Source organism: Aeromicrobium piscarium, from assembly GCF_007421815.1.
GTDB classification, from domain to species: Bacteria; Actinomycetota; Actinomycetes; order Propionibacteriales; family Nocardioidaceae; genus Aeromicrobium; species Aeromicrobium piscarium.
Window position 1 is genome coordinate 41,770 of the sequence record NZ_VLNT01000007.1, and the last position, 18,226, is coordinate 59,995.

Annotated in this window: 22 protein-coding genes and 1 tRNA gene; 13 read left to right on the top strand and 10 right to left on the bottom strand. The window is 69.2% G+C overall.

From position 1 onward, the window contains the following. Window positions 1-71: 71 nt before the first annotated feature. The 4 genes from FNM00_RS19010 to FNM00_RS10115 form a co-directional block, all read right to left on the bottom strand. The gene (locus tag FNM00_RS19010) at window positions 72-203 is read right to left on the bottom strand and encodes a putative transporter small subunit (RefSeq protein ID WP_221933675.1); all 132 of its coding nucleotides are present in this window, start codon (window positions 201-203) and stop codon (window positions 72-74) included. Further along, a complete protein-coding gene (locus FNM00_RS10105; protein WP_143913324.1) occupies window positions 203-1,882 on the bottom strand; it encodes a sodium:solute symporter family transporter in 1,680 nt (559 codons plus the stop codon). Before FNM00_RS10105 ends, FNM00_RS19010 begins: the two co-directional genes overlap by 1 nt. Before the next feature lie 462 nt (window positions 1,883-2,344). Then, window positions 2,345-2,950, bottom strand: a complete 606-nt coding sequence (locus tag FNM00_RS10110; protein WP_143913325.1) for a histidine phosphatase family protein — start codon at window positions 2,948-2,950, stop codon at window positions 2,345-2,347. A 19-nt stretch (window positions 2,951-2,969) separates the two neighbouring features. Continuing rightward, window positions 2,970-4,142 (bottom strand): PEP/pyruvate-binding domain-containing protein, encoded by a 1,173-nt coding sequence (locus FNM00_RS10115; protein WP_143913326.1) that lies wholly within the window; start codon window positions 4,140-4,142, stop codon window positions 2,970-2,972. Window positions 4,143-4,198: 56 nt separating this feature from the next. Between FNM00_RS10115 and FNM00_RS10120 the strand changes: the two genes are divergently transcribed. Further along, window positions 4,199-4,594 (top strand): DNA-binding protein, encoded by a 396-nt coding sequence (locus tag FNM00_RS10120; protein ID WP_143913327.1) that lies wholly within the window; start codon window positions 4,199-4,201, stop codon window positions 4,592-4,594. A 20-nt stretch (window positions 4,595-4,614) separates the two neighbouring features. Next, on the top strand, window positions 4,615-5,229 hold the full coding sequence (locus tag FNM00_RS10125; RefSeq protein ID WP_246065146.1) for a transcriptional regulator: 615 nt from the start codon (window positions 4,615-4,617) through the stop codon (window positions 5,227-5,229). A 12-nt stretch (window positions 5,230-5,241) separates the two neighbouring features. Here the strand turns inward: FNM00_RS10125 and FNM00_RS10130 are convergent, their stop codons facing one another. After that, complete coding sequence (locus FNM00_RS10130; RefSeq protein WP_143913329.1) at window positions 5,242-6,006, bottom strand: SDR family oxidoreductase; 765 nt, start codon at window positions 6,004-6,006, stop codon at window positions 5,242-5,244. 101 nt (window positions 6,007-6,107) lie between these two features. Here FNM00_RS10130 and FNM00_RS10135 point away from each other — a divergent pair, with 101 nt between their 5' ends. From FNM00_RS10135 to FNM00_RS18830, 3 genes are read left to right on the top strand one after another with little or no spacing between them, the layout of a single operon-like run. Then, complete coding sequence (locus FNM00_RS10135; protein ID WP_143913532.1) at window positions 6,108-6,956, top strand: helix-turn-helix transcriptional regulator; 849 nt, start codon at window positions 6,108-6,110, stop codon at window positions 6,954-6,956. Window positions 6,957-6,983: 27 nt separating this feature from the next. Continuing rightward, window positions 6,984-7,520 carry a putative immunity protein gene (locus tag FNM00_RS10140; protein ID WP_185973087.1) on the top strand — a complete coding sequence of 179 codons (537 nt, stop codon included), beginning with the start codon at window positions 6,984-6,986 and terminating at the stop codon, window positions 7,518-7,520. Window positions 7,521-7,569: 49 nt separating this feature from the next. Then, window positions 7,570-7,710, top strand: coding sequence for a hypothetical protein (locus tag FNM00_RS18830; protein WP_185973088.1), 141 nt, complete (start codon window positions 7,570-7,572; stop codon window positions 7,708-7,710). A gap of 9 nt (window positions 7,711-7,719) precedes the next feature. On the opposite strand, the gene FNM00_RS10145 is transcribed toward FNM00_RS18830, so the two are convergent. Further along, window positions 7,720-8,907, bottom strand: a complete 1,188-nt coding sequence (locus tag FNM00_RS10145; RefSeq protein WP_143913330.1) for an HNH endonuclease — start codon at window positions 8,905-8,907, stop codon at window positions 7,720-7,722. A 282-nt stretch (window positions 8,908-9,189) separates the two neighbouring features. Between FNM00_RS10145 and FNM00_RS10150 the strand changes: the two genes are divergently transcribed. Then, window positions 9,190-9,570 carry a hypothetical protein gene (locus FNM00_RS10150; protein ID WP_143913331.1) on the top strand — a complete coding sequence of 127 codons (381 nt, stop codon included), beginning with the start codon at window positions 9,190-9,192 and terminating at the stop codon, window positions 9,568-9,570. Window positions 9,571-9,622: 52 nt separating this feature from the next. On the opposite strand, the gene FNM00_RS10155 is transcribed toward FNM00_RS10150, so the two are convergent. After that, complete coding sequence (locus FNM00_RS10155) at window positions 9,623-10,297, bottom strand: response regulator transcription factor (RefSeq protein ID WP_143913332.1); 675 nt, start codon at window positions 10,295-10,297, stop codon at window positions 9,623-9,625. Beyond that, entirely contained in the window at window positions 10,290-11,582 is a 1,293-nt protein-coding gene (locus tag FNM00_RS10160) for a sensor histidine kinase (protein ID WP_185973089.1), read from the bottom strand. Before FNM00_RS10160 ends, FNM00_RS10155 begins: the two co-directional genes overlap by 8 nt. 110 nt (window positions 11,583-11,692) lie before the next feature. On the opposite strand from FNM00_RS10160, the gene FNM00_RS10165 reads away from it, so the two are divergent. From FNM00_RS10165 to FNM00_RS10185, 5 genes are all read left to right on the top strand, one after another. Further along, window positions 11,693-12,442 carry an ABC transporter ATP-binding protein gene (locus tag FNM00_RS10165; RefSeq protein ID WP_143913334.1) on the top strand — a complete coding sequence of 250 codons (750 nt, stop codon included), beginning with the start codon at window positions 11,693-11,695 and terminating at the stop codon, window positions 12,440-12,442. Then, window positions 12,439-13,920, top strand: coding sequence for an ABC transporter permease (locus FNM00_RS10170; protein ID WP_143913335.1), 1,482 nt, complete (start codon window positions 12,439-12,441; stop codon window positions 13,918-13,920). Before FNM00_RS10165 ends, FNM00_RS10170 begins: the two co-directional genes overlap by 4 nt. Window positions 13,921-13,952: 32 nt before the next feature. Then, the gene (locus FNM00_RS10175; RefSeq protein ID WP_143913336.1) at window positions 13,953-14,369 is read left to right on the top strand and encodes an FtsX-like permease family protein; all 417 of its coding nucleotides are present in this window, start codon (window positions 13,953-13,955) and stop codon (window positions 14,367-14,369) included. An 89-nt stretch (window positions 14,370-14,458) separates the two neighbouring features. Beyond that, on the top strand, window positions 14,459-14,752 hold the full coding sequence (locus FNM00_RS10180; protein WP_143913337.1) for an SDR family NAD(P)-dependent oxidoreductase: 294 nt from the start codon (window positions 14,459-14,461) through the stop codon (window positions 14,750-14,752). 174 nt (window positions 14,753-14,926) lie between these two features. Next, entirely contained in the window at window positions 14,927-15,130 is a 204-nt protein-coding gene (locus FNM00_RS10185) for a hypothetical protein (protein WP_143913338.1), read from the top strand. A 156-nt stretch (window positions 15,131-15,286) separates the two neighbouring features. Here FNM00_RS10185 and FNM00_RS10190 read toward each other — a convergent pair. Next, a tRNA-His gene (locus tag FNM00_RS10190) sits at window positions 15,287-15,362 on the bottom strand. 56 nt (window positions 15,363-15,418) lie between these two features. Then, window positions 15,419-16,036 (bottom strand): oligoribonuclease, encoded by a 618-nt coding sequence (orn, locus tag FNM00_RS10195; protein WP_143913339.1) that lies wholly within the window; start codon window positions 16,034-16,036, stop codon window positions 15,419-15,421. 86 nt (window positions 16,037-16,122) lie between these two features. Between orn and FNM00_RS10200 the strand changes: the two genes are divergently transcribed. Next, a complete protein-coding gene (locus tag FNM00_RS10200) occupies window positions 16,123-16,881 on the top strand; it encodes a DsbA family protein (protein ID WP_143913340.1) in 759 nt (252 codons plus the stop codon). Window positions 16,882-16,984: 103 nt separating this feature from the next. Next, window positions 16,985-18,136 carry a glycoside hydrolase family 3 N-terminal domain-containing protein gene (locus FNM00_RS10205; protein ID WP_221933676.1) on the top strand — a complete coding sequence of 384 codons (1,152 nt, stop codon included), beginning with the start codon at window positions 16,985-16,987 and terminating at the stop codon, window positions 18,134-18,136. The last annotated feature ends 90 nt before the right edge of the window (window positions 18,137-18,226 follow it).

Below are 18,226 nucleotides of genomic sequence, written 5' to 3' on the forward strand. Positions count from 1 at the left end.
TCTCCGTGACGGCTCGCCCCGGCCCGATACTCGCTCGGGCCGGCGGCTCGCCGCCGTCAGGTGTCCCGGAGTCAGATGAGGTCCTGACCGGAACGTCGCGCCTCACGCCATTCGGCGAAGAAGGCGCGGCCGATCACTCCCATCACGGCGAGCACCACGAGGGGCCAGACGAGGACGTAGACGGTAAGGGCGAGCGTGGTCATCACGCCTCCTTCGCGGGTTCGGGGGTGGGGTCGCGACGAGGATCGTCGTCATCGAAGTTGCCGGTGCGCTGACGGATCAGGGCGAAGTCGAAGCGTTCGGTCTGCCCGATCGACATCGCCCAGCAGACCACCGTGCTGACGGCATACGCGACCAACGAGGCGCTGAGGGTCGCGTAGTCGTGCAGGAAGCCGATGACGAACGGCGCGGACACCAGCGCGGCGACCACGCCGACGACCTTCCCGACCCGGATCCCGAAGAAACCGAAGGTCATCAGGCCGAGCACCACGCCGATGCCGATGACCGAGAGGACGTCGACGATCAACCCGATCCCGCCGGACATCGGGATCCACCCGAAGCGCACGGGGAGGAACAGGGCGAGTGCGGCGATGACCGATGTGGTGAACGCCTTGTTGGTGACCTTGTCCCAGTAGAAGCTCGCGAGCACGGGGAACACCAGCGCGCCCCACAGGGCACCCACGAAGACGAGCAGGTCGAGGATGTTCAACTGCAGGCTCGCGAAGGCGACTGCCGCGGCGGTCGCGACGACCATCGTCATGCGCCCGACGAGCAGCATCGTCTTCGGATTCGCCTTCTCCTTGCCCGCGATGTTCTGGCCATAGACATCGGCCATCATGATCGACGACAGCGCGGCGAGATCGGAGTCCGCCGTGGACGACAGCGCGCCGATGATCATGATGAAGAAGACGGCCAGCAGGATCGCCGGCAGATAGGTCGCGGCCATCTCGGGGATGAGATTGTTGATATCGCCGTCGGTGGGCTCGAAGCCGAGGTAGAGGGCGAGCACACCGAGCATGCCGACGCCGATGACCATCGCGCCGTAGCCGATGGTGGCGGTGATGAAGGTGGGCTTGATGAGGTCCTCGCGCACGGCGAACAGGCGTTGGGCGATGGTCTGATTGCCGATCGCATAGGCGAGCACCGCGGCGATATAGGGAGCTCCCTGGCCGAGGAAGGCGTCGCTGGAAAAGAAATTGCCCTGCTGAGGAGTCAGGTTCGCGGCGCCGGTCTCGAAGGCCGCGGGGAATCCAGCGGCGAAGAAGATGACCGGCACGATGATGGCAACGGCGCCGAGCATCGCCATCACCTGGACGAAGTCGGTGAGCACGGAGGCGCGGAAGCCCGACCAGAGCGAGTACAACAGCACGCCGCCGGCGACCGCGACCACGCCCTGGATGAAGGTGAAGGGGGAGAGCATCGCGATGAGCACACCGCCCGCGATGAAGTTCGACATCAGGCTGATGACGCTGCCGACGATATTGGAGCCCGCGAGCATGAGCTGGCTCGAGCGGCCGTGCCGGGCGTGCATGACCTCGGCCAGGGTGTGCGCTTTCGGCGCGACTGAGCGGATCCGCTTGCCGAAGGGGTAGATGAACAGGATCATCAGGGCGCCCCACAGGCCGTAGTGGATGGGTCCGGAGATGCCGTAGGTGTAGCCCGAGGCCGCCGACGCGTACATCGACGACGCCCAGATCCACGTGGCGGTCATGCTGGCCGCGGAGATGCCGAAGCCGATCTTGTTGCCGGCGGTCATGTAGCCGTCGGCATTCTCCTGTTTCTTGCCGATGCGAGTCGAGATATAGAACGTTCCTCCGTAGAAGAACACCAGCAATCCAACGATGATCACGGCGCTGAACTGCACCGAGTCGAGGTTATTCACGCGCCACCTCCTTATTCGACGAAGTCATGGAATCCGCACGGACGCAGACATGCGTGGTCGCCGGCGCCGTGCCGTGCACGTCCGGCCACGCGGGGGCGTCTCCGCGGGCTCTCAGAAGTCGACGCGCTGATGCCCTCGGTCGATGGACCACATCCCTTCCTGCGTTCGCCTCACCGTCGTGCCGATCGCCGGCCCGTGGGCAGGCTGGAGCAGGGCATGTGGGCATGCCCTCGATCGATCAGCCGGACATGGGCGGCAGCGCTGGCGCCCTCCGTCCGGGGCCCTGGCTCGACGGCGCCGGATGGCGCGGAGCGGGCCGTGCGCGCGTCGTGGCGAGTGTCCTCGCTCGGCGCGTCCCGACAGTGCCGCGGGCTCATGCCCGCGGACGGTCCATGACATTAACACAGTCGTTCGGGGGCTTGTGACGGGCGTCTCGAAGGGGTCCCCGGAAGGCGGATCCGCTCAGGGGCGGAGGGTGGCCGCGAAGCCCGTCCAGCGCAGGTCCGTCGGCAGATGCGCCAGGTCGTTGAAGGTGACGAGGGCCGGCGGGAGGCCGGGACGGTATTCGATGGTGGTGAGAGCGGTGTTGGCACTGTCGAGGCCGAGCCAGCGCGCCGGCGGAGCATCGAGGGCATGGCGCACCAGCCAGGCGATCGGGTAGGCGTGGGTGATGAGCAGCTCGTGCGTGTCGGAGTCCTGGGGTTCCGGGCTGGCCGCGAAGCGCGCGACCAGGCCCGCCGCCATCCGGGCACCCGCCTCGGCCTCCTCCCGCTGGTAGCCGTCGAAGAAGGGGATCCAGGGGTCCGGCGTCTCGTCCGGGCCGGGGACGTAGGGGACGTGGTCGATGAGCTCGGTGACTTCGGCGACCGGTGTCGCCGCGGGCAGTCGGCGCGCGATCTCACGCGCGCTGGCCGCCGCGCGGGGCAGCGGCGAATGCCACACGGCATCGAGGGGAAGATCGGCGAGGCGCTCGCCGAGCAGCCCGGCCTGGCGCCGGCCGGTGTCGGTCAACTCGCCGAAGGGGTCGGCATCGCCGTGGCGGGCGAGATACAGGTGACGGGTGGGCATGTGTGGCCTTTCGTGAGTGTCAGCGATCCTGGACGATGGCGCCGGTCGTGCCGTCCACGGTGACCGGCATACCGTCCTTCAGCCGGCGGGTCGCCTCGGGGACACCGAGCACGGCAGGCACGCCCAGCTCGCGCGCGACGATGGCCGCGTGCGAGAGCACGCCGCCGGTCTCGGTGATGACTGCCGCGACCATCCGCAGCAGCGGCGTCCACGCGGGTGTCGTGAAGGAGCAGACGAGGACATCGCCGTGTCGCACCCGGGCGAAATCGTCGGGACCGCCGACGATCCGTGCGGGACCCGTCGCCGTGCCGTGGCTGCCGGGGGTGCCGGACCCGAGCGGGGAGCCGGGATGGGACGCCGGAGGGCTGGCCGTGATCGGCCGGGCCTGGAGGATCCAGAGACGGCCGTCGGCCACGGCCCACTCGATGTCCTGCGGCGCGCCGAGGAGCTCGGCGATCTCGCGTCCGAGCTCGGCGAGGCGGCGAGCTGTCGGGTCGCCGATCGCGCGTCGGCGACGGTCGTCGGTGGGCACATCGCGGGTGACCAGCCGCTGGCCGTCCCGGTCGACTCGGGTGTGCTTGTCGGCGATAGTCCGGTCGAGTGAGCCGTCGGACTCGACGTAGAACGCGTCCGGGGTGACGGTGCCGCCGACGATGCTGGAACCGAGTCCCCACGATGCCTCGATCGTGGTGGCGGCGGTGGGATCCTCCGGAGTGAACATCACCCCGGAGGCGTCGGCATCGACGAGCCGTTGGATGAGCACGCCCATCGCTGGCGTCTCCGCTGCCTCCGCCCCTGGCGAGCCTTCGCGGTAGGAGGCGGCGGTGGGGGAGTGCAGGGAGTCCCAACAGGCTCGGACGGCGACGGCGACCTCTCCGATCCCCTGGACGGCGAGGAAGGTCTCGTGCTGGCCGGCGGCGGACCGGGTGGCGGTGTCCTCGTCGGTGGCCGAGGAGCGGACGGCCAGCGGTTGATCCCCGAGCTCCCGGAGCCTCCTCTCGAACTGGTCGCGAGCATCCGTCGACGCGAACAGGGAGGGTGCGTCGACGCTGCTTGTGGCGGCTGCGCGGTAGGCGTCGGTGGTGAGAGCGATACCGTCCGGCACGGGGAGGCCGGCGCGCAGTAGCCGGCCGAGTGTGCCTGCCTTGCCGCCCGAGCTCTCGGGCGTGGCGTCGAGCAGCGCCACGAACATGCGAATCCTTCAACAATATATTGACAATGTTTCGTTGATTCTGCAGGATCGACCCCATGGCACGCAACCACCACGTCGACGGCACCGCCGAAGCCGACCGAGCGCAGGCGCTCCGCGAGCAGGAGGCGCGGGAACGCGTGGGGCGTCTCGGTGCGGATCGGCTCGAGTCCCCGCCCTGGCGACCGCCGCCGGTGCCGGCCTCGGCCGTCGACCTCGCGAACTTCGCCCTGTGGCGCTCGGGCGACCTGGCGGAGGAGGAGCTGCTCAGCGCTCTCGCCCTCCTGCCCGCCGCGAGGGCCGAGGTGGAGGGGCTCGAATCCGGCCTGCTGTTCATCGCACGCAGCGCCGGGCTCACCTGGGCGCAGATCGCCGAGGCCATGGGCTTCAACTCGCCGCAGGCCTGCCAGCAGCACTACCATCGGCTGGCGGCGCGCCGCGACGGCGCCGGATGAGTCATCCGTCGCCTCCGGACGTGCTCGTGCTCCACGCGGTTCGAGTGCTGGGCTTCGCCGCGGACACCGCGCTGGCGCGGCGCTTCGGCCTCGACCCGGACGAGACCACCGAGCTGCTGCTCGACGCCGAGGCGCGCGGGTGGGTGCGCCATGGCGAGTTCGCCGGACACCGAGGCTGGTCGCTGACCGAGGCGGGTAAAGAGCGGAACGAGCGGCTGCTCGCGGCCGAGCTCATCGAGGCGGGTGCCGTCGAGCAGGTGCGGGACGTCTACCGCGCGTTCCTGCCGTGGAACGAGCGTCTCCAGCGAGCCTGCACGAACTGGCAGCTGAAGCCGATGCTAGGCGGCCGCTTCGAGCCCAATGATCACGCCGATCCCGCCTGGGATGACAGCGTCCTCGACGATCTCGGCGAGATCGAGGGCGCCCTCGTTGACCTGGATCACCGGCTGGCCGGCGTGCTCGCGCGGTTCGCGGGCTACCACCGGCGCTTCGGTGAGGCGTTGCAGCGAGCCCGGGACGGCGACCGTGCCTGGATCGACCGTTCCGATATCGACTCGTGTCACCGGGTGTGGTTCGAGCTGCACGAGGACCTGGTCGCCACGCTCGGCATCGACCGTGCCGCCGAGTCCTCCTGAATCAGGCGCGTGTCAGCTGGTGTGCCGATCGCGGCGATTGAGGGCGGCGACCACATCGTCGTAGTCGCCGCGAGCCTCGCCGTAGCGCAGGAACTTCACCCTCTCGACCTGGATCTCGCGTGCCTCGGGCTGGGCCTCGATCAGCGTCATGACCTCGTCGGCGAAGTCGTCGAGGGGCATGGCGGACTCGTTCTCGCGGTGCCCGGGCACCAAGTCGGTGCGGACCGCGGGCGGGACGAGTTCGACGACCTGGACGGTCGTGTCGACGAGCTGGAGACGTAACGACTCGCTGAGCTGGTGGATGGCCGCCTTGGTGGCGTTGTAGGTCGGCGTGGCTCGCAGGGGTGCGAAGGCGAGGCCGGAGGAGACGGTCATGATCGTCGCCGTCGGCCGGGTGCGGAGGTGCTCGATGAAGGCGCCGATGAGACGGATGGTGCCGAGCAGGTTCGTGGTGACCGTCTCCTCGGCGGTGGCCATGAATCCGGCGGGATCAGTCCAATCCTCGACCCGCATCACCCCGGCCATCGTGACGAGGACGTTCAGGTCCGGGTGCTCCTCGATCACCTCTGCGGAGGCGCGCCGGATGGCCGCCGGATCGGTGACGTCGATCTCGACGGTGCGGAGACCCGGGTGGGTCGCGCTGATCTCGTCGAGCCTCCCCCTGCGCCGGCCGCCGATGATGACGGTGTTGCCTTTCTCGTGCAGTTGCAGCGCGAGGGCCAGACCGATGCCGCTGGTGGCGCCGGGGATGAAGACGGTGTTCCCTGAGATGTCCATGTCTGAAGTCTTCGCTCTGCGGCTGCGCTGTTCCAGGGAGCGTTATGCGGGGGATCGCCGATCCCTGGTTCGGCGACCGGCGCTGCGGCGATACTGCTGAGGTGGACCGTGATGCTCTCGCCGCCTTCCTCCTGCGCCGCCGTGCCGCCCTCCAACCCGCCGATGTCGGACTGAGCGCAGGTCCGCGACGGCGGACCGCGGGGTTGCGACGTGAGGAGGTCGCGCAGCTTGCGGCGATGTCGACCGACTACTACACGCGGATGGAGCAGCGGCGTGGCCCCCAGCCGAGTACGCAGATGCTCGCATCGGTCGCGCGGGCCCTCCGCCTGACAGCGGATGAGCGTGACTACTTGTACCGCGTCGCGGGCCATGACGCCCCCGATCGAGCCGCGCGTACCGATCACATCGCGCCAGGATTGCTGCGGGTGCTCGACCGTTTGACGGACACGCCGGCGCTGATCCTCTCCGCGCTCGGCGAGACCCTCGTCCAGAATGGTCCGGCGCGGGCCTTGTTCGGTGACACGAGCCGGCTGACCGGATTCGAGCGCAGCAACATCTACCGCTGGTTCCTCTATCCCGACCAGGAACGGAAGCGGTATCCCGCACACGACCACGACCGGCAGAGCCGTGCTCAGGTGGCATCGTTGCGGGTGGCCTACGGCAGGCTCGGGGCCGAGTCGCGCGCTGGAGAGCTGGTGCGCGAGCTGAGCCGTCGCAGCCCGGAGTTCGCCCGGCTGTGGGATGAGCACGAGGTCAGGCGCCGCTTCGACGACCACAAGGTGCTGGTCCATCCCGAGCTGGGGGAGATCGAGGTGGACTGTCAGGCACTCTTCACCGAGGACGAGTCCCAGGTGCTTCTCGTCCTCACCGCGGCGCCGCGCACCGAGGCCGCGAGCAAGCTCGATCTCCTCGCGGTGCTCGGCACTCAGCGCCTCGTCGCGGAGGGGTAGGGGAGCGGTCCGTGGAAGGATGCGTGGGTGTCCTCCGCTCAGACTCTCAGTGACGCAGACCGACGGATCGCCGCTCGGTGGGCGGCGGAGTGCGCCGGGCGCGTTCTGCCGCTGTTCACCGCGGAGGCACCCGACGATGAGCGTATCCCCGATGCCATCGCCCGCACGCGCGCATTCGCCCGCGGCGAGAGCACGGCCGCCGAGGAGATCCGTCAGCGGATGATCGCCGTCAAGGCCGCCAGCGCCGCGACGTCCCCGGCTGGCGCGGCGGCTGCTCGGGCAGCGGCGCAGGCTTCCGCGGTGGCGCACATGGGGGCTCATGCGCTGGGTGCGGCGGCCTATGCGGCCAAGGCCGTCTCCCTCGCCTCTCCCGGGCAGCCCGAGGCGATGCGCGACGAGGTCCGCTGGCAGCTCGGTCGGCTGACGGAGGCCGAGCGCATGGTGCTGCGACAGCTGCCGGCGGTGGGACAGGCTTCGGGCGGACCGCTCGGTCCAGGGCTGCTGACCAGAGGCGTCCTCGGCGAGGTCATCCGCGCGATCCAGGCGGACGTGGGGTGGTCATGACGGCGTCGTAAGCCGAGGGGAGCGCGGTGATCCCGTCGGCGGCGAGGAAGTGTCCCGCGCCGGGCACGACCTGTGCGGAGCTGCCGAGGAGGCTGGCCAGCTGGTCGGTGAGGGCCGGCGGCTGGACGCCAAGCAGGCCGAGCTCCGCGAGACGCAGCAGCGGTTGAGCGAGCTCACGTCCGCCGGCTGATGCGCCAGGTCAGCTGGCGTGGGCGAGTTTTCGTCGTCGGTGGCGTGGGTCGGCGCCGGGCAGGAGGCGGCCATGGCGGTCGCGGAACTCATGGGTCGTGGGGTCGATGACGAGTGCTCCGGCGTGAACCGCGCGATGGCATCTGGGACATAGCCCGATCAGGTTGGCCAGGTCGGTGGGTCCACCGCGGGACCACCAGATGATGTGGTGGATATGCACCACGGGTGCCCGACATCCCGGTGAGGCGCATTGGTGTCCTTGTCGGGCGAGGACCGCAGTCCGTTGCCGGGGTGTCGCCAGGCGGCTGGATCTGCCGACGTCGAGGACTCCGTCTTTGCCGCCGGTGGCGATGGGGGTGATGTCGGCTTCGCAGATCATCTCCTGCAGCTGGCGGATGCCGATGGTCCCGAACCCCACCAACTCCCCGGACCCGCTGTCGTTCATCAGGGTGCTGGCGTCGATCGTCAGGGCCAGGTGCGGACGCACCCCCTTATCGCGCGGTAGCCCGCTCTCCAGGACCGAGTCGAGGAGTCGTTCCAGCCCGTCCACTCGCCGTTGGGCACTCGTGCGCGGATCATCGGCACCCGATGGCGCGGACAGGGACTGCAACAACGTGGTGAGTTTGGCGCCGGTCGTGGAGTTGAGGAACCCATACACATGCCACCCGTCGGGGACGGGGTTCACCTGAATATCCTCACGCGCCATGCCATCGATCCACGCCTGATCCAACTCATCGGGATACACCGCATCCCGCAGGGTGCGAACGACCTGACGTAGCACAGCGGGCTCATGAGTCGAGGCGACGTCGAGGAGTTGAGGAAGTAGGTCACGGGTGTGCGAGGGCCCGACATGGGTGACGGCATACGACAGGTGCTTCACATGCTCCAACGACACCTCACCGGCTGAGACTAGCTCGACGGCCTCGGGGATCTGCTTCAGCGTCACCCCAGATCTGACCAGCTCGTTCGCACGCCGCGAGCTCACCCGCAACTGATCACGCAACCACGCCGTCACCGTCGAGTAGCCCTCACCCTCATACTCCAGGGTCTCGGACATCTCGGCGGTCAGTTGAGCCTGGGCCGCGTCCACCGCATTCCGCACCTCTTCCAGCACCCGCAACGCATCCGTCGAAGGCGCGAACGCATCCAACAACGCTGCGGTCTCCCGCAGCCGCTGCGCCAGATCCCCCGAACTCATACACCTATAGTATCGAACAAGCGTTCGAACATCAAGAGATGGGCACGGTCTTCTTCGACCATCTTTCGGTGAGCTTCTGCGGGTCACGAAGGATGTGCTTCCACGGCCGCCCCAGCAACCGCAGAAACATATCTCCCGTCCAGTCAGTGACGGATGGTGATGCGAAACGCGCAAACGTCGTGACGTACCTCCGTGTCGCCGCCGGTGGTGGAGCTAGGTCTACCTCCAAGACTCCGGGTCGGGGGATGCCGTAAGCGCTCGATCCGGACTGGAATGGAAGGCATGAAGACACTCACTCGCAGCAGCGCCATTGGACTGGCCCTCGTCGCCGCGATCACCTTGACGGGGTGCTCGTCCGGCGGCCATTCGGAACAGGAGTCCTTCGGGTTCGACGGCGAGACGCTCAACGTCGTCCACGACAACTCGTATATGCCCGTCAACGTCGCGAGTGGTGCCGGTGACGGGGAGGTGACCGTCGAGGTGACGACACAGACACTCGGACAGAGCCCCGAGACACCTGCCTGGTCCCTCACCGACGGCGTGCTGAACCTCGGCACGCCATGCGGGGGCAGCATCGTCGGCTACTGCGAGGCCAGTTACTCGATCCAGGTCCCGGACGGTACCGAGGTGCTCGTCAACGGACAGCCGGCCTCGCTCGGCTGACCTTCTCGTTGAGTGTGAGGTGCCCCCACACTCAACGAGAAGCCGGACGATGTCACGCGCTCTGTCCCCGCAGATAGGCCAGGACCGCCGCCACGCGGCGGTTCTGGTCATCATTCGGGGGCAGGTCGAGCTTCATCATGATGTTGCCGATGTGCTTGACGACGGCGGCCTCGGAGACGAACAACAGTCGGGCGATCGCGGCATTGGAGTGCCCCTCGGCCATGACCGCAAGCACCTCGCGCTCGCGCGATGTGAGCCGTTCGAGCGGGTCACGGCGACGCGCGATCAGCTGGTTGATGACCGCCGGATCGACCGCGGTGCCACCCGCGTGGACGCGGCGCAGCGTCGCGGCGAAGTCCTTCACATCGCTGACGCGGTCCTTCAGCAGATAGCCGATGCCCGCACCACCGGAGCTGTCGAGCAGCTCGGCGACATAGCTCTGCTCGACGTACTGGCTCAGCACTACGACCGGCAGCGTCGGGTCCTCCTCGCGCAGGCGCACCGCCGCGGTGAGTCCCTCGCTCTGGAACTCGGGTGGCATCCGTACGTCGGTGACCACCAGGTCCGGGGCCGTGGCATGGACCGCGTCGACGAGGTCGTCGGGGGCGCCCACAGCCGCGACGACGACGAAGCCGTTGCGCTCGAGCAGCACCTGGAGCCCCCCGCGCAGCAGCGTGTTGTCCTCGGCGATCGCCACCGTGAGCGCCTCGGGACCGGCCTCACTCATCGGGGTCCTCCTCGGAGATGGCCAGTGTGATGGTCACGGTCGTCGGGCCGCCGAGAGGCGAGTCGACGACGAGTGTGCCGTCGAACGCGGCGATGCGGTCGGCGATGCCGGCGAGTCCGCCGCCGTCGTGGTGGGCCGATCCGGCGCCACCGCCGCCGTCGTCCCGCACGCTGACGCGCACCGATCCGTCCGGCATCGCGTCCAGGCGGACCTCCGCGTGATCGGCGCCGCTGTGCTTGACCACATTGGTGAGCAGCTCTGCCGCGCAGAAGTACAGGCTCGTCTCGACATCGGCGGGCAGCCGGTGTGGAAGACGGTCCTCGACGGCGATGGGCAGTGTGAGGGTGTCGGCGAGCTCCCCGACGGCGGCACCGAGGCCGTGATCGACGAGGACCTGCGGATGGATGTTGCGCACGAACCGGCGCATCGCCTCCAGCGTCCGGCGCGTCTGATCCTGAGCGCGGACCACGTCCTCGCGACCCGGGGCCCCGGCGGGCATGTCGGCAAGCGCGAGCCCGAGCGTCATGCTCACCGACATCAGCTGCGGCTGGACGCCGTCGTGCAGGTCGCGCTCGATGCGGCGACGCTCGACGTCGAAGGCCCGTACGAGACGGGTGCGCGACCGTGCGGTCATCGCGAGGTCGAGCTGCAGGCGCTGCTCGGGGCGGGTCAGCGCCTGTGCGACCAATGAGGCATGCCACCGAGCGATGCTCGGTGACGCCAGCACGACGGTAGTCAGCAGCGCCAGTCCGATGAGGGCCGCCAGCAGCGACTCGGGCAGCGTGTCGATCGTGAAGGGGCCGATGACGATCTGGTCCCCGTTCGCGACGAGGACGGGCCCGGCTACGGTCACCGCCGAGCCGACCACCACCAGGAAGCCCGGTACGGCGGCGGCACCGCCGAGGGTCAGCATGACCGTGGCGTACGCCATCGGACGGATGAGGGTGCGAGGCTCGGTAAACCGGACGACGGGGACGCCGGGCATCGGACGGTTCAGCAGGGCCGCCGAGCCGTGCCAGTCGGCGGTCGCGAGGGCGCCGGCGACCAGCGGAAGTCCCGCGCCGAGCAGCGCCAGGCCGGCGACGACGAGGACACCGACCCCTCCCGTCCCACGACCACCCGCGGCCGCACGATCGCCATCGGCCAGCGCGACCGCGATCGGCGTTCCCAGTGCAGCCACCACGGCCATGGCGACGAGGGTCCGCACACCGACGGCAGACACGTAGAACGTCCCGCGCCACCGGCCGATGGCCGGCGGCGACTCCCGCTCAGGTGTCGCTGTCACTCCGTCATCGTAGGATCGCGACGACACCCGGCGCGGTAGGGCCAGCTCTACCGTCGATCGACGATCCGGCCCCACTGCGCGCGGGGCCGCCCCCGCGATGTGCTGGATGCATGAACACATCCGCTCCGCCCAGCACCGTGCTGCACCTCCACGATGTGACCCGCACCTATCAGTCCGGCTCCACGACGCTCACCGCCCTGGACCGCATCACCCTGGGCTGTCAGCGTGGTTCCTGGACGGCGGTCATGGGACCGTCCGGCTCGGGCAAGTCGACGCTGTTGAACTGCGCCGCCGGGCTCGACAGCCCCGACACGGGGCAGGTGCATCTCGACGGCCGCGATATCGCCGGCCTCGGCGACGATGTCCTCACCCGGATGCGGCGGACCGATATCGGCTTCGTCTTCCAGCAGTTCAATCTCGTGGCGGCGCTGACCGCGACGCAGAACGTCATGTTGCCGTTGCGCCTGGCCGGCCGCAAGGATGCCGGCGCGGTGGCCGTCGACGCGCTCAGCACGCTGGGGCTGGGGAGTCACCTGGATCACAAGCCGCGGGAGCTCTCGGGCGGCCAGCAGCAGCGGGTCGCCATCGCCCGGGCGCTCGCGACGGAGCCGAGCATCCTGTTCGCCGACGAGCCCACCGGTGCCCTCGACAGCGCCTCGGCCGGCACGGTCCTGGACGTGCTGCGCGAGCTGGTCGATGAGCGATCACAGACCATCGTCATGGTCACCCACGATCCCGCGGCGGCGGCCCGCGCCGACCATGTGGCCTTCCTACGCGACGGTCGCCTCGTGACGACGCTGAGCGGGGCGGACACCGGCCGGATCGCCGCGACCCTCGCCGAGCTGGAGACCCTGCGATGATCAGCCTCGCTCTGCGCACCTTCGCCGACCGGTGGCAGCTCTTCGTCGGGACGGTCCTCGCGGTGACGGCGGGGGTCGCCATCGTCCATGCCGGCATGACGATCATCCTCGGCGTCGAGGGCGCCGTGCCGCCGAGCGGGTCGACGCCGGCGGAAGCCGAGGCGTTCCAGCAGGCGGCGAGCGGAGCCAGCACGCTCACCGGTATGACGGTGATGCTCGGTGCCTTCCTGACGATCTTCGTCGTCGGCTCGACTTTCAACTTCGCCGTCGACCAGCGCCGCGGCGATCTGGCGATCCTGCGTCTCGGGGGAGTCACCTCGCGTCAGGTGTGCCGGCTGTTGCTGGCCGAGGCACTCATCACCGCCGTCATCGGAGCCGCCGTCGGTGGCCTGCTCGGCGTGGCGCTGACCGGTGTGCAGAGCAGGATCCTCGCCTCGCTCGGCACCTTCCCGGAGGAGCTGGCGACCCCCGTCCGCCCGGCGATCCTGGTGCTCGACCTTGTGGTCGCGGGCGTGGTCTGTCTCGCCGGCGCCTGGGGCGGGGCGCGCCGGGCGACGGCGATCAGCCCCTTGGACGCGCTGCGCCGGACTCACGACACCCAGCGCGTGATGACCGTGCGGCGCTGGATCGTGGCCGCGGTCGCCGTCGCGCTCACCGCCGTGCAGACCTACTTCTCGGCGACGACGGGCGGCATGCTGATCCCGCTGCTGCTCGGTCTGGGCATCGTCATCACCGCGTCGGTCGCGATGAGCCGGCTGTCGCCTTTGCTCGTGCCGGCCGTGGCGCTGGTGCTCATGCCGTGGGCCCGTCGTTCACCGGTCGCGGATCTCGCCGTCGCGAACCTGCGCGACGCCATCCGCCGCACCGCGTCGTGCGCGGCGCCGATGATCGTGCTGGTCAGCCTCGTGATGGGTCTCCAGGGGATCCTCGACACCCAGACGGAGGCGTCGGCGACCGAGGCGACGCAGCTCCTGGACGCCGATCTGGTCGCCCAGGGCGAGGACCTCGACCTGGAGGCGGTCGACGCCATCGACGGCATCGCGCTCGCGGCCCCCGAGACGGTCGTGCCGCTCGCGATCCGGCTGACCTCGGGTGGCATGACCACGAACGGTCCCGGCACGGTCGTCGCGGTCGATCCCGAGGCCTTCGGTGCCACGCACCGCCAGCGGCCCGACAGCGGAGATGTCGCGGAGTTCGGACCGGACGGCGTCGTCTTCGGTCCGGGCCTGGACAGCACGATGATCCGCGGCCACTACGACGAGATCGCTCTGGAGGTCGACGGTGAGACGGTGTCGCTCCGTGAGGCGGCGCGGATGGGGAGACCCTGGCCGGGAGCGACGGCTTCTATATCGACCGCGCGATCCTGCCGCCCGAGGTGCTCGACCGGGCGACCACCGTTCTCGTCCAGTTGGAGCCCGGCGCGGACGCCGGGATCGTCGGGCAGCGGCTCGCCGAGGCGGGAGCGGCGAACGTGCTGACGCCCGCTGAGCTTTCCGCGGAGGAGGACAGCGTGTCCGCACGCGAGAACCGTGCCGTGATGGCCGCCATCGTGGGCCTCGGCAGCGTCTACGCGCTCATCAGCGTGCTGAGCACCCTCGCCATCGCGATCGGACAGCGCCGCGTGGAGCCGTCCACGCTCCGTCTCACGGGCCTGACCCGCCGGCAGGTGCAGCGCACCACGGTCGTCGAGGCGCTCGCCGCCACCGGTATCGGCCTGCTCCTCGGAGCTGTCGCCGCGGTCCTCGCGCTGGTCGGGCTCTGGGCCGCGACGCATCGCGTCTACGGCACTCCGGTGATCGCCATCCCGTGGACGCTCCTCGGTGCCATCACCGTGCTGACGACGGTGCTCACCATCGTCACCGCGGTCCTGGCCACGCGCGGTGCCATGCGGATCCCGCCCGTCCAGGCGCTGGGTGCCCGCGAGTGAGCCCGGCGGGTGTTCGTTCGGATCGAATACCCGCCGAACGCCTTCAGGATGAGACCGGCAAAGCGCCGGGTGCCTACCGAGGAGCAGACATGGGACGTTTCGATGGCCGTACGGCAGTGGTGACAGGTGGGACGAGCGGGATCGGTCGGGCGATCGCGCTCCTCCTCGGCGAGGAGGGAGCGCGGGTGTACGTCGCCGGCCGGGACGAGGAGCGCGGAACATCGGTGGCGCACGAGGTGACGTCGCGTGGTGGAGACGGTCGTTTCGTCCGCACCGACGTGGCAGACGATGCCCCGGTGGCATCGCTCGCGGCGACGGCCCCGCGGACGGTCCGATCGAGCACGGCGTCGACCGCCTCGATGCTGATGACTCGCCTCGGATGAGGTGACCAATGTCCGGCGGCAGGGGCGGCCTCTAACCGGACGGCCCTGATCGGGCCGAGGGAGATCGGATCAGAAACCCGTAGAACTACGGGGTGATAGTTCTTCCGGGCGGTGTGAGGATGAGCTCGCCGTGATCACCCTGATCGCCCCCAACCATGCTGCAAGGAGACAACAATGAAGTCGAAATTCGTGGGAGTGCTCGCGCCTCTCTTCGTCATCGGCGGCCTGTCGTTCGCGGGAGGGACCGTGACGTCCGCGGCCGGACCGGCGACGTCCACGGGCGGTGCCACGGTCCAGGCGGCGGTCTACAGCTGCGGCCCCAGCTGCTACACCGATGACCCCACCTGGAGGCCCGGTCAGAAGCGCTCCCAGTACTGACCCGCTCGACGCGACGGCCCCTCGGTCGCAACGCGGTGACCCCGTCAGCATGGCGCTGGCGGGGTCTTGCCGTTCCGGGATCGACGCAGGCCGGGGAAGTCTCCGACTGGCCTGGAAAACAATGAACCCCAGCGCCTGCACGCTGGGGTTCATATCTGGGGTGGACGACGGGACTTGAACCCGCGACCACCGGCACCACAAGCCGGGGCTCTACCAACTGAGCTACGCCCACCATCGCTGCTTGCGCCAGAGGCGTGAACAGCGAGAGCAATCCTAGCGCAGAGTGCCTCAGGCGGTCTCGGAGGGGGTGGCCTTCTCGGTGATCTCCGCGGCGATGGCGCGGGCCGACTCCGAGTCGATCCCCGGGGAGGGCGTGAAGACGGCATGGCGGTAGTAGCGCAGCTCATCGATGCTCTCACGGATATCGGCGAGAGCACGGTGGTTGCCGCCCTTCTCCGGGGCCGCGAAATAGGCCCGCGGGAACCAGTGGCGAGCCAGCTCCTTGATGCTCGACACGTCGACCACCCGGTAGTGCAGATGCTCCTCCAGCTCGTGCATGTCCCGGGCGATGAAGCCGCGGTCCGTGCCGATCGAGTTGCCGGCCAGCGGCGCCTTCCGCGGCTCGGGGATGTACGCGCGCACGTACTCCAGGACCTGCTCCTCGGCCTCGCGCAGTGAGATGCCGGCATCGAGCTCGGTCAGCAGGCCCGACGTGGTGTGCATCTGCGTGACGACCTCGTTCATCTGCTCCAATGCCTCCTGAGGAGGCTTGATCACCAGATCCACGCCCTCCCCGAGTACCTCGAGGTCATAGTCGGTCACCAGGGCCGCCACCTCGATGAGAGCATCGTGCTCCAGCGATAGGCCGGTCATCTCACAGTCGATCCACACCAGTCGTTCGTTCACCCGGACACCTTACGTCGGATGATCATCCGATCGCCTCGGAGTGACTCGCTAGGCTTTCGGCGGACTTGTCGACTGAGGAGCCGAGAGTGACGAACGACCGCAAGAACCGCGCCGCACGTGCCGAACAGATGCGCAAGGAGCGTGAGAAGGCCGAACGCCGTCAGCGCAACATCATCTCCGTGGCGATCGTCGCCGTGGTCGTGGTGCTCGTCGGTATCGGTGGCTGGGCGATCATGAACGAGCGCGACAAGAACGAGCGCCAGACCGAGGTCGTACAACCGGCCAACACCACCGACGACTACGGCATCGTGTACCAGCCCGCGGACGGCTCCGAGCCCCCCGAGGACGCGCCGGTCGTGCAGCTGTACGAGGACTTCCTCTGCCCCGCGTGCGGCCAGTTCGAGGCCGCCAACGGCCAGCAGATCCGTCAGCTCGCCGACAGCGGCGACATCCAGCTCGTCTACCAGCCCTACTCCTTCCTCGACCAGATGGGCGGCAGCACCAACGAGTACTCGCTGCGCGCCACCAATATCGCGATGTGCGCGCTCGACGAGGGCGGTCTCGAGGACTTCAACGCCGCCCACGACGCGCTGTTCGCCAACCAGCCCGGCGAAGGCGGCGCCGGTCCCTCGGATGCCGAGATCACCGGATGGCTCGAGGATGCCGGCGTGACCGTCGACGAGTCCTGCGTCCGCACGCAGAACTTCGGCGAGTGGGTCAAGGAGGCGCAGTCCTTCGGCCAGTCCGAGCACGGTGTGAGCGGTACGCCGACCATCCTCATCGACGGCGAGCCCCTCGAGGACCGCAGCATGGCGGGCATCCTCGCGGCCATCGACAACGACTGAGCGCACTCGTCGTCTCGCATCCGACGGCGCCCCGGCTCGCCGAGCCGGGGCGCCGTCGCGCGCGGCGGTGGTGCTCAGCTGAGGCTCTGGCATGCTCGATGGCATGGGGACACGCAGGTTCGTGGCGGCACTCGTCGTGCCGCTGGTGACCCTCCTGCCGCTCACCGCCTGCGACCCCGGCTCGTCCCCGGAGGCGGAGGACGAGCCGACTCCCGGCAGCGCGCCGGAACCGTGCGGGGAGGACTACCTTGAGGGGCTGAGCGACCGCGACCGGCTCGCGCAGCTGCTGATGGTGGGCGTCCGCGGAACCGAGGACGCGGTCAGGGTGGTCCGCGACCACCACGTCGGCGGAGTCTTCATCGGCGGCTGGACCGACGTCTCCTTCCTCGACGACGAGCGCATCGGTGAGATGCAGGCCGCCAGCGACGTCCCGGTCATGGTCGCGATCGACGAGGAGGGCGGTCGCGTGTCCCGCGTCGCCGACCTGTTCGGTGCGATCCCTTCGGCTCGCGAGAGCGCGCGGACGATGGACCCCGACGAAGTGCGAGCCCTCGGTCGAGAGCGCGGCGAACAACTGGCCGGTCTCGGCATCACCGTCGATTTCGCCCCGGTCGTCGACGTCTCCGGACAGCCGGACGGTGGAGTGATCGGCGATCGCTCCTATAGCGACGATCCGGAGACTGTCACGACCTACGCCACGGCCTTCGCCGAAGGCCTCGACGATGCCGGTGTGCTCCCGGTGATCAAGCACTTCCCCGGCCACGGGCGCGCGAGCGGCGACTCACACAGCGGGCTCGCCACCACGCCGCCGCTGGAGTCCCTGCGTGAGGACGAGTTCCTGCCCTACCAGCAGATGGTCGGCACGCTGCCGCTCGGTGTCATGATGGGACATCTCGAGGTCCCCGGGCTGAGCCCGGCGGGGGAGCCCGCGAGTCTCAGTCCTCAGGTCATCGACGTGCTCCGCTCGGGCGACGGTGGACGATGGACCGGACACGACGGCGTGGTCTTCACCGACGATCTGAGCGGCATGAAGGCCATCACCGACCGCCACCCGGTGCCCGAGGCCGTCGAGCTCGCTCTCGCCGCGGGCAACGACATCGCCCTCTGGCTGTCCACGGACGAGGTGCCCGAGGTGCTCGACCATCTGGAGGCCGCCCTGGACGCCGGAGACCTCGATGCCGAGCAGGTCGACCGCTCGGTGCTCCGGGTCGCCCAGGCCAAGGACGTCATCGACTGCGATCCGAGCGGCTCCTGACGCGCGCGCACCAGTTCTCCTCGCATTCCATGAGTGGTGCAGATTCGCCCTTGGATCGAGGTCTCGAGGGCGAATCTGCACCACTCGTGG

Coding starts and splice junctions, on each gene's coding strand:
- FNM00_RS10120 (WP_143913327.1), top strand. CDS start 4,199: ATGGCACGCAACCACCACGTCGACGGCACCGCCGAAGCCGACCGAGCG.
- FNM00_RS10145 (WP_143913330.1), bottom strand. CDS start 8,907: ATGAGTTCGGGGGATCTGGCGCAGCGGCTGCGGGAGACCGCAGCGTTG.
- FNM00_RS10185 (WP_143913338.1), top strand. CDS start 14,927: ATGAAGTCGAAATTCGTGGGAGTGCTCGCGCCTCTCTTCGTCATCGGC.
- FNM00_RS10130 (WP_143913329.1), bottom strand. CDS start 6,006: ATGGACATCTCAGGGAACACCGTCTTCATCCCCGGCGCCACCAGCGGC.
- FNM00_RS10155 (WP_143913332.1), bottom strand. CDS start 10,297: ATGAGTGAGGCCGGTCCCGAGGCGCTCACGGTGGCGATCGCCGAGGAC.
- FNM00_RS10115 (WP_143913326.1), bottom strand. CDS start 4,142: ATGTTCGTGGCGCTGCTCGACGCCACGCCCGAGAGCTCGGGCGGCAAG.
- FNM00_RS10180 (WP_143913337.1), top strand. CDS start 14,459: ATGGGACGTTTCGATGGCCGTACGGCAGTGGTGACAGGTGGGACGAGC.
- FNM00_RS10170 (WP_143913335.1), top strand. CDS start 12,439: ATGATCAGCCTCGCTCTGCGCACCTTCGCCGACCGGTGGCAGCTCTTC.
- FNM00_RS19010 (WP_221933675.1), bottom strand. CDS start 203: ATGACCACGCTCGCCCTTACCGTCTACGTCCTCGTCTGGCCCCTCGTG.
- FNM00_RS10110 (WP_143913325.1), bottom strand. CDS start 2,950: ATGCCCACCCGTCACCTGTATCTCGCCCGCCACGGCGATGCCGACCCC.
- FNM00_RS10205 (WP_221933676.1), top strand. CDS start 16,985: ATGGGGACACGCAGGTTCGTGGCGGCACTCGTCGTGCCGCTGGTGACC.
- FNM00_RS10150 (WP_143913331.1), top strand. CDS start 9,190: ATGAAGACACTCACTCGCAGCAGCGCCATTGGACTGGCCCTCGTCGCC.
- FNM00_RS10165 (WP_143913334.1), top strand. CDS start 11,693: ATGAACACATCCGCTCCGCCCAGCACCGTGCTGCACCTCCACGATGTG.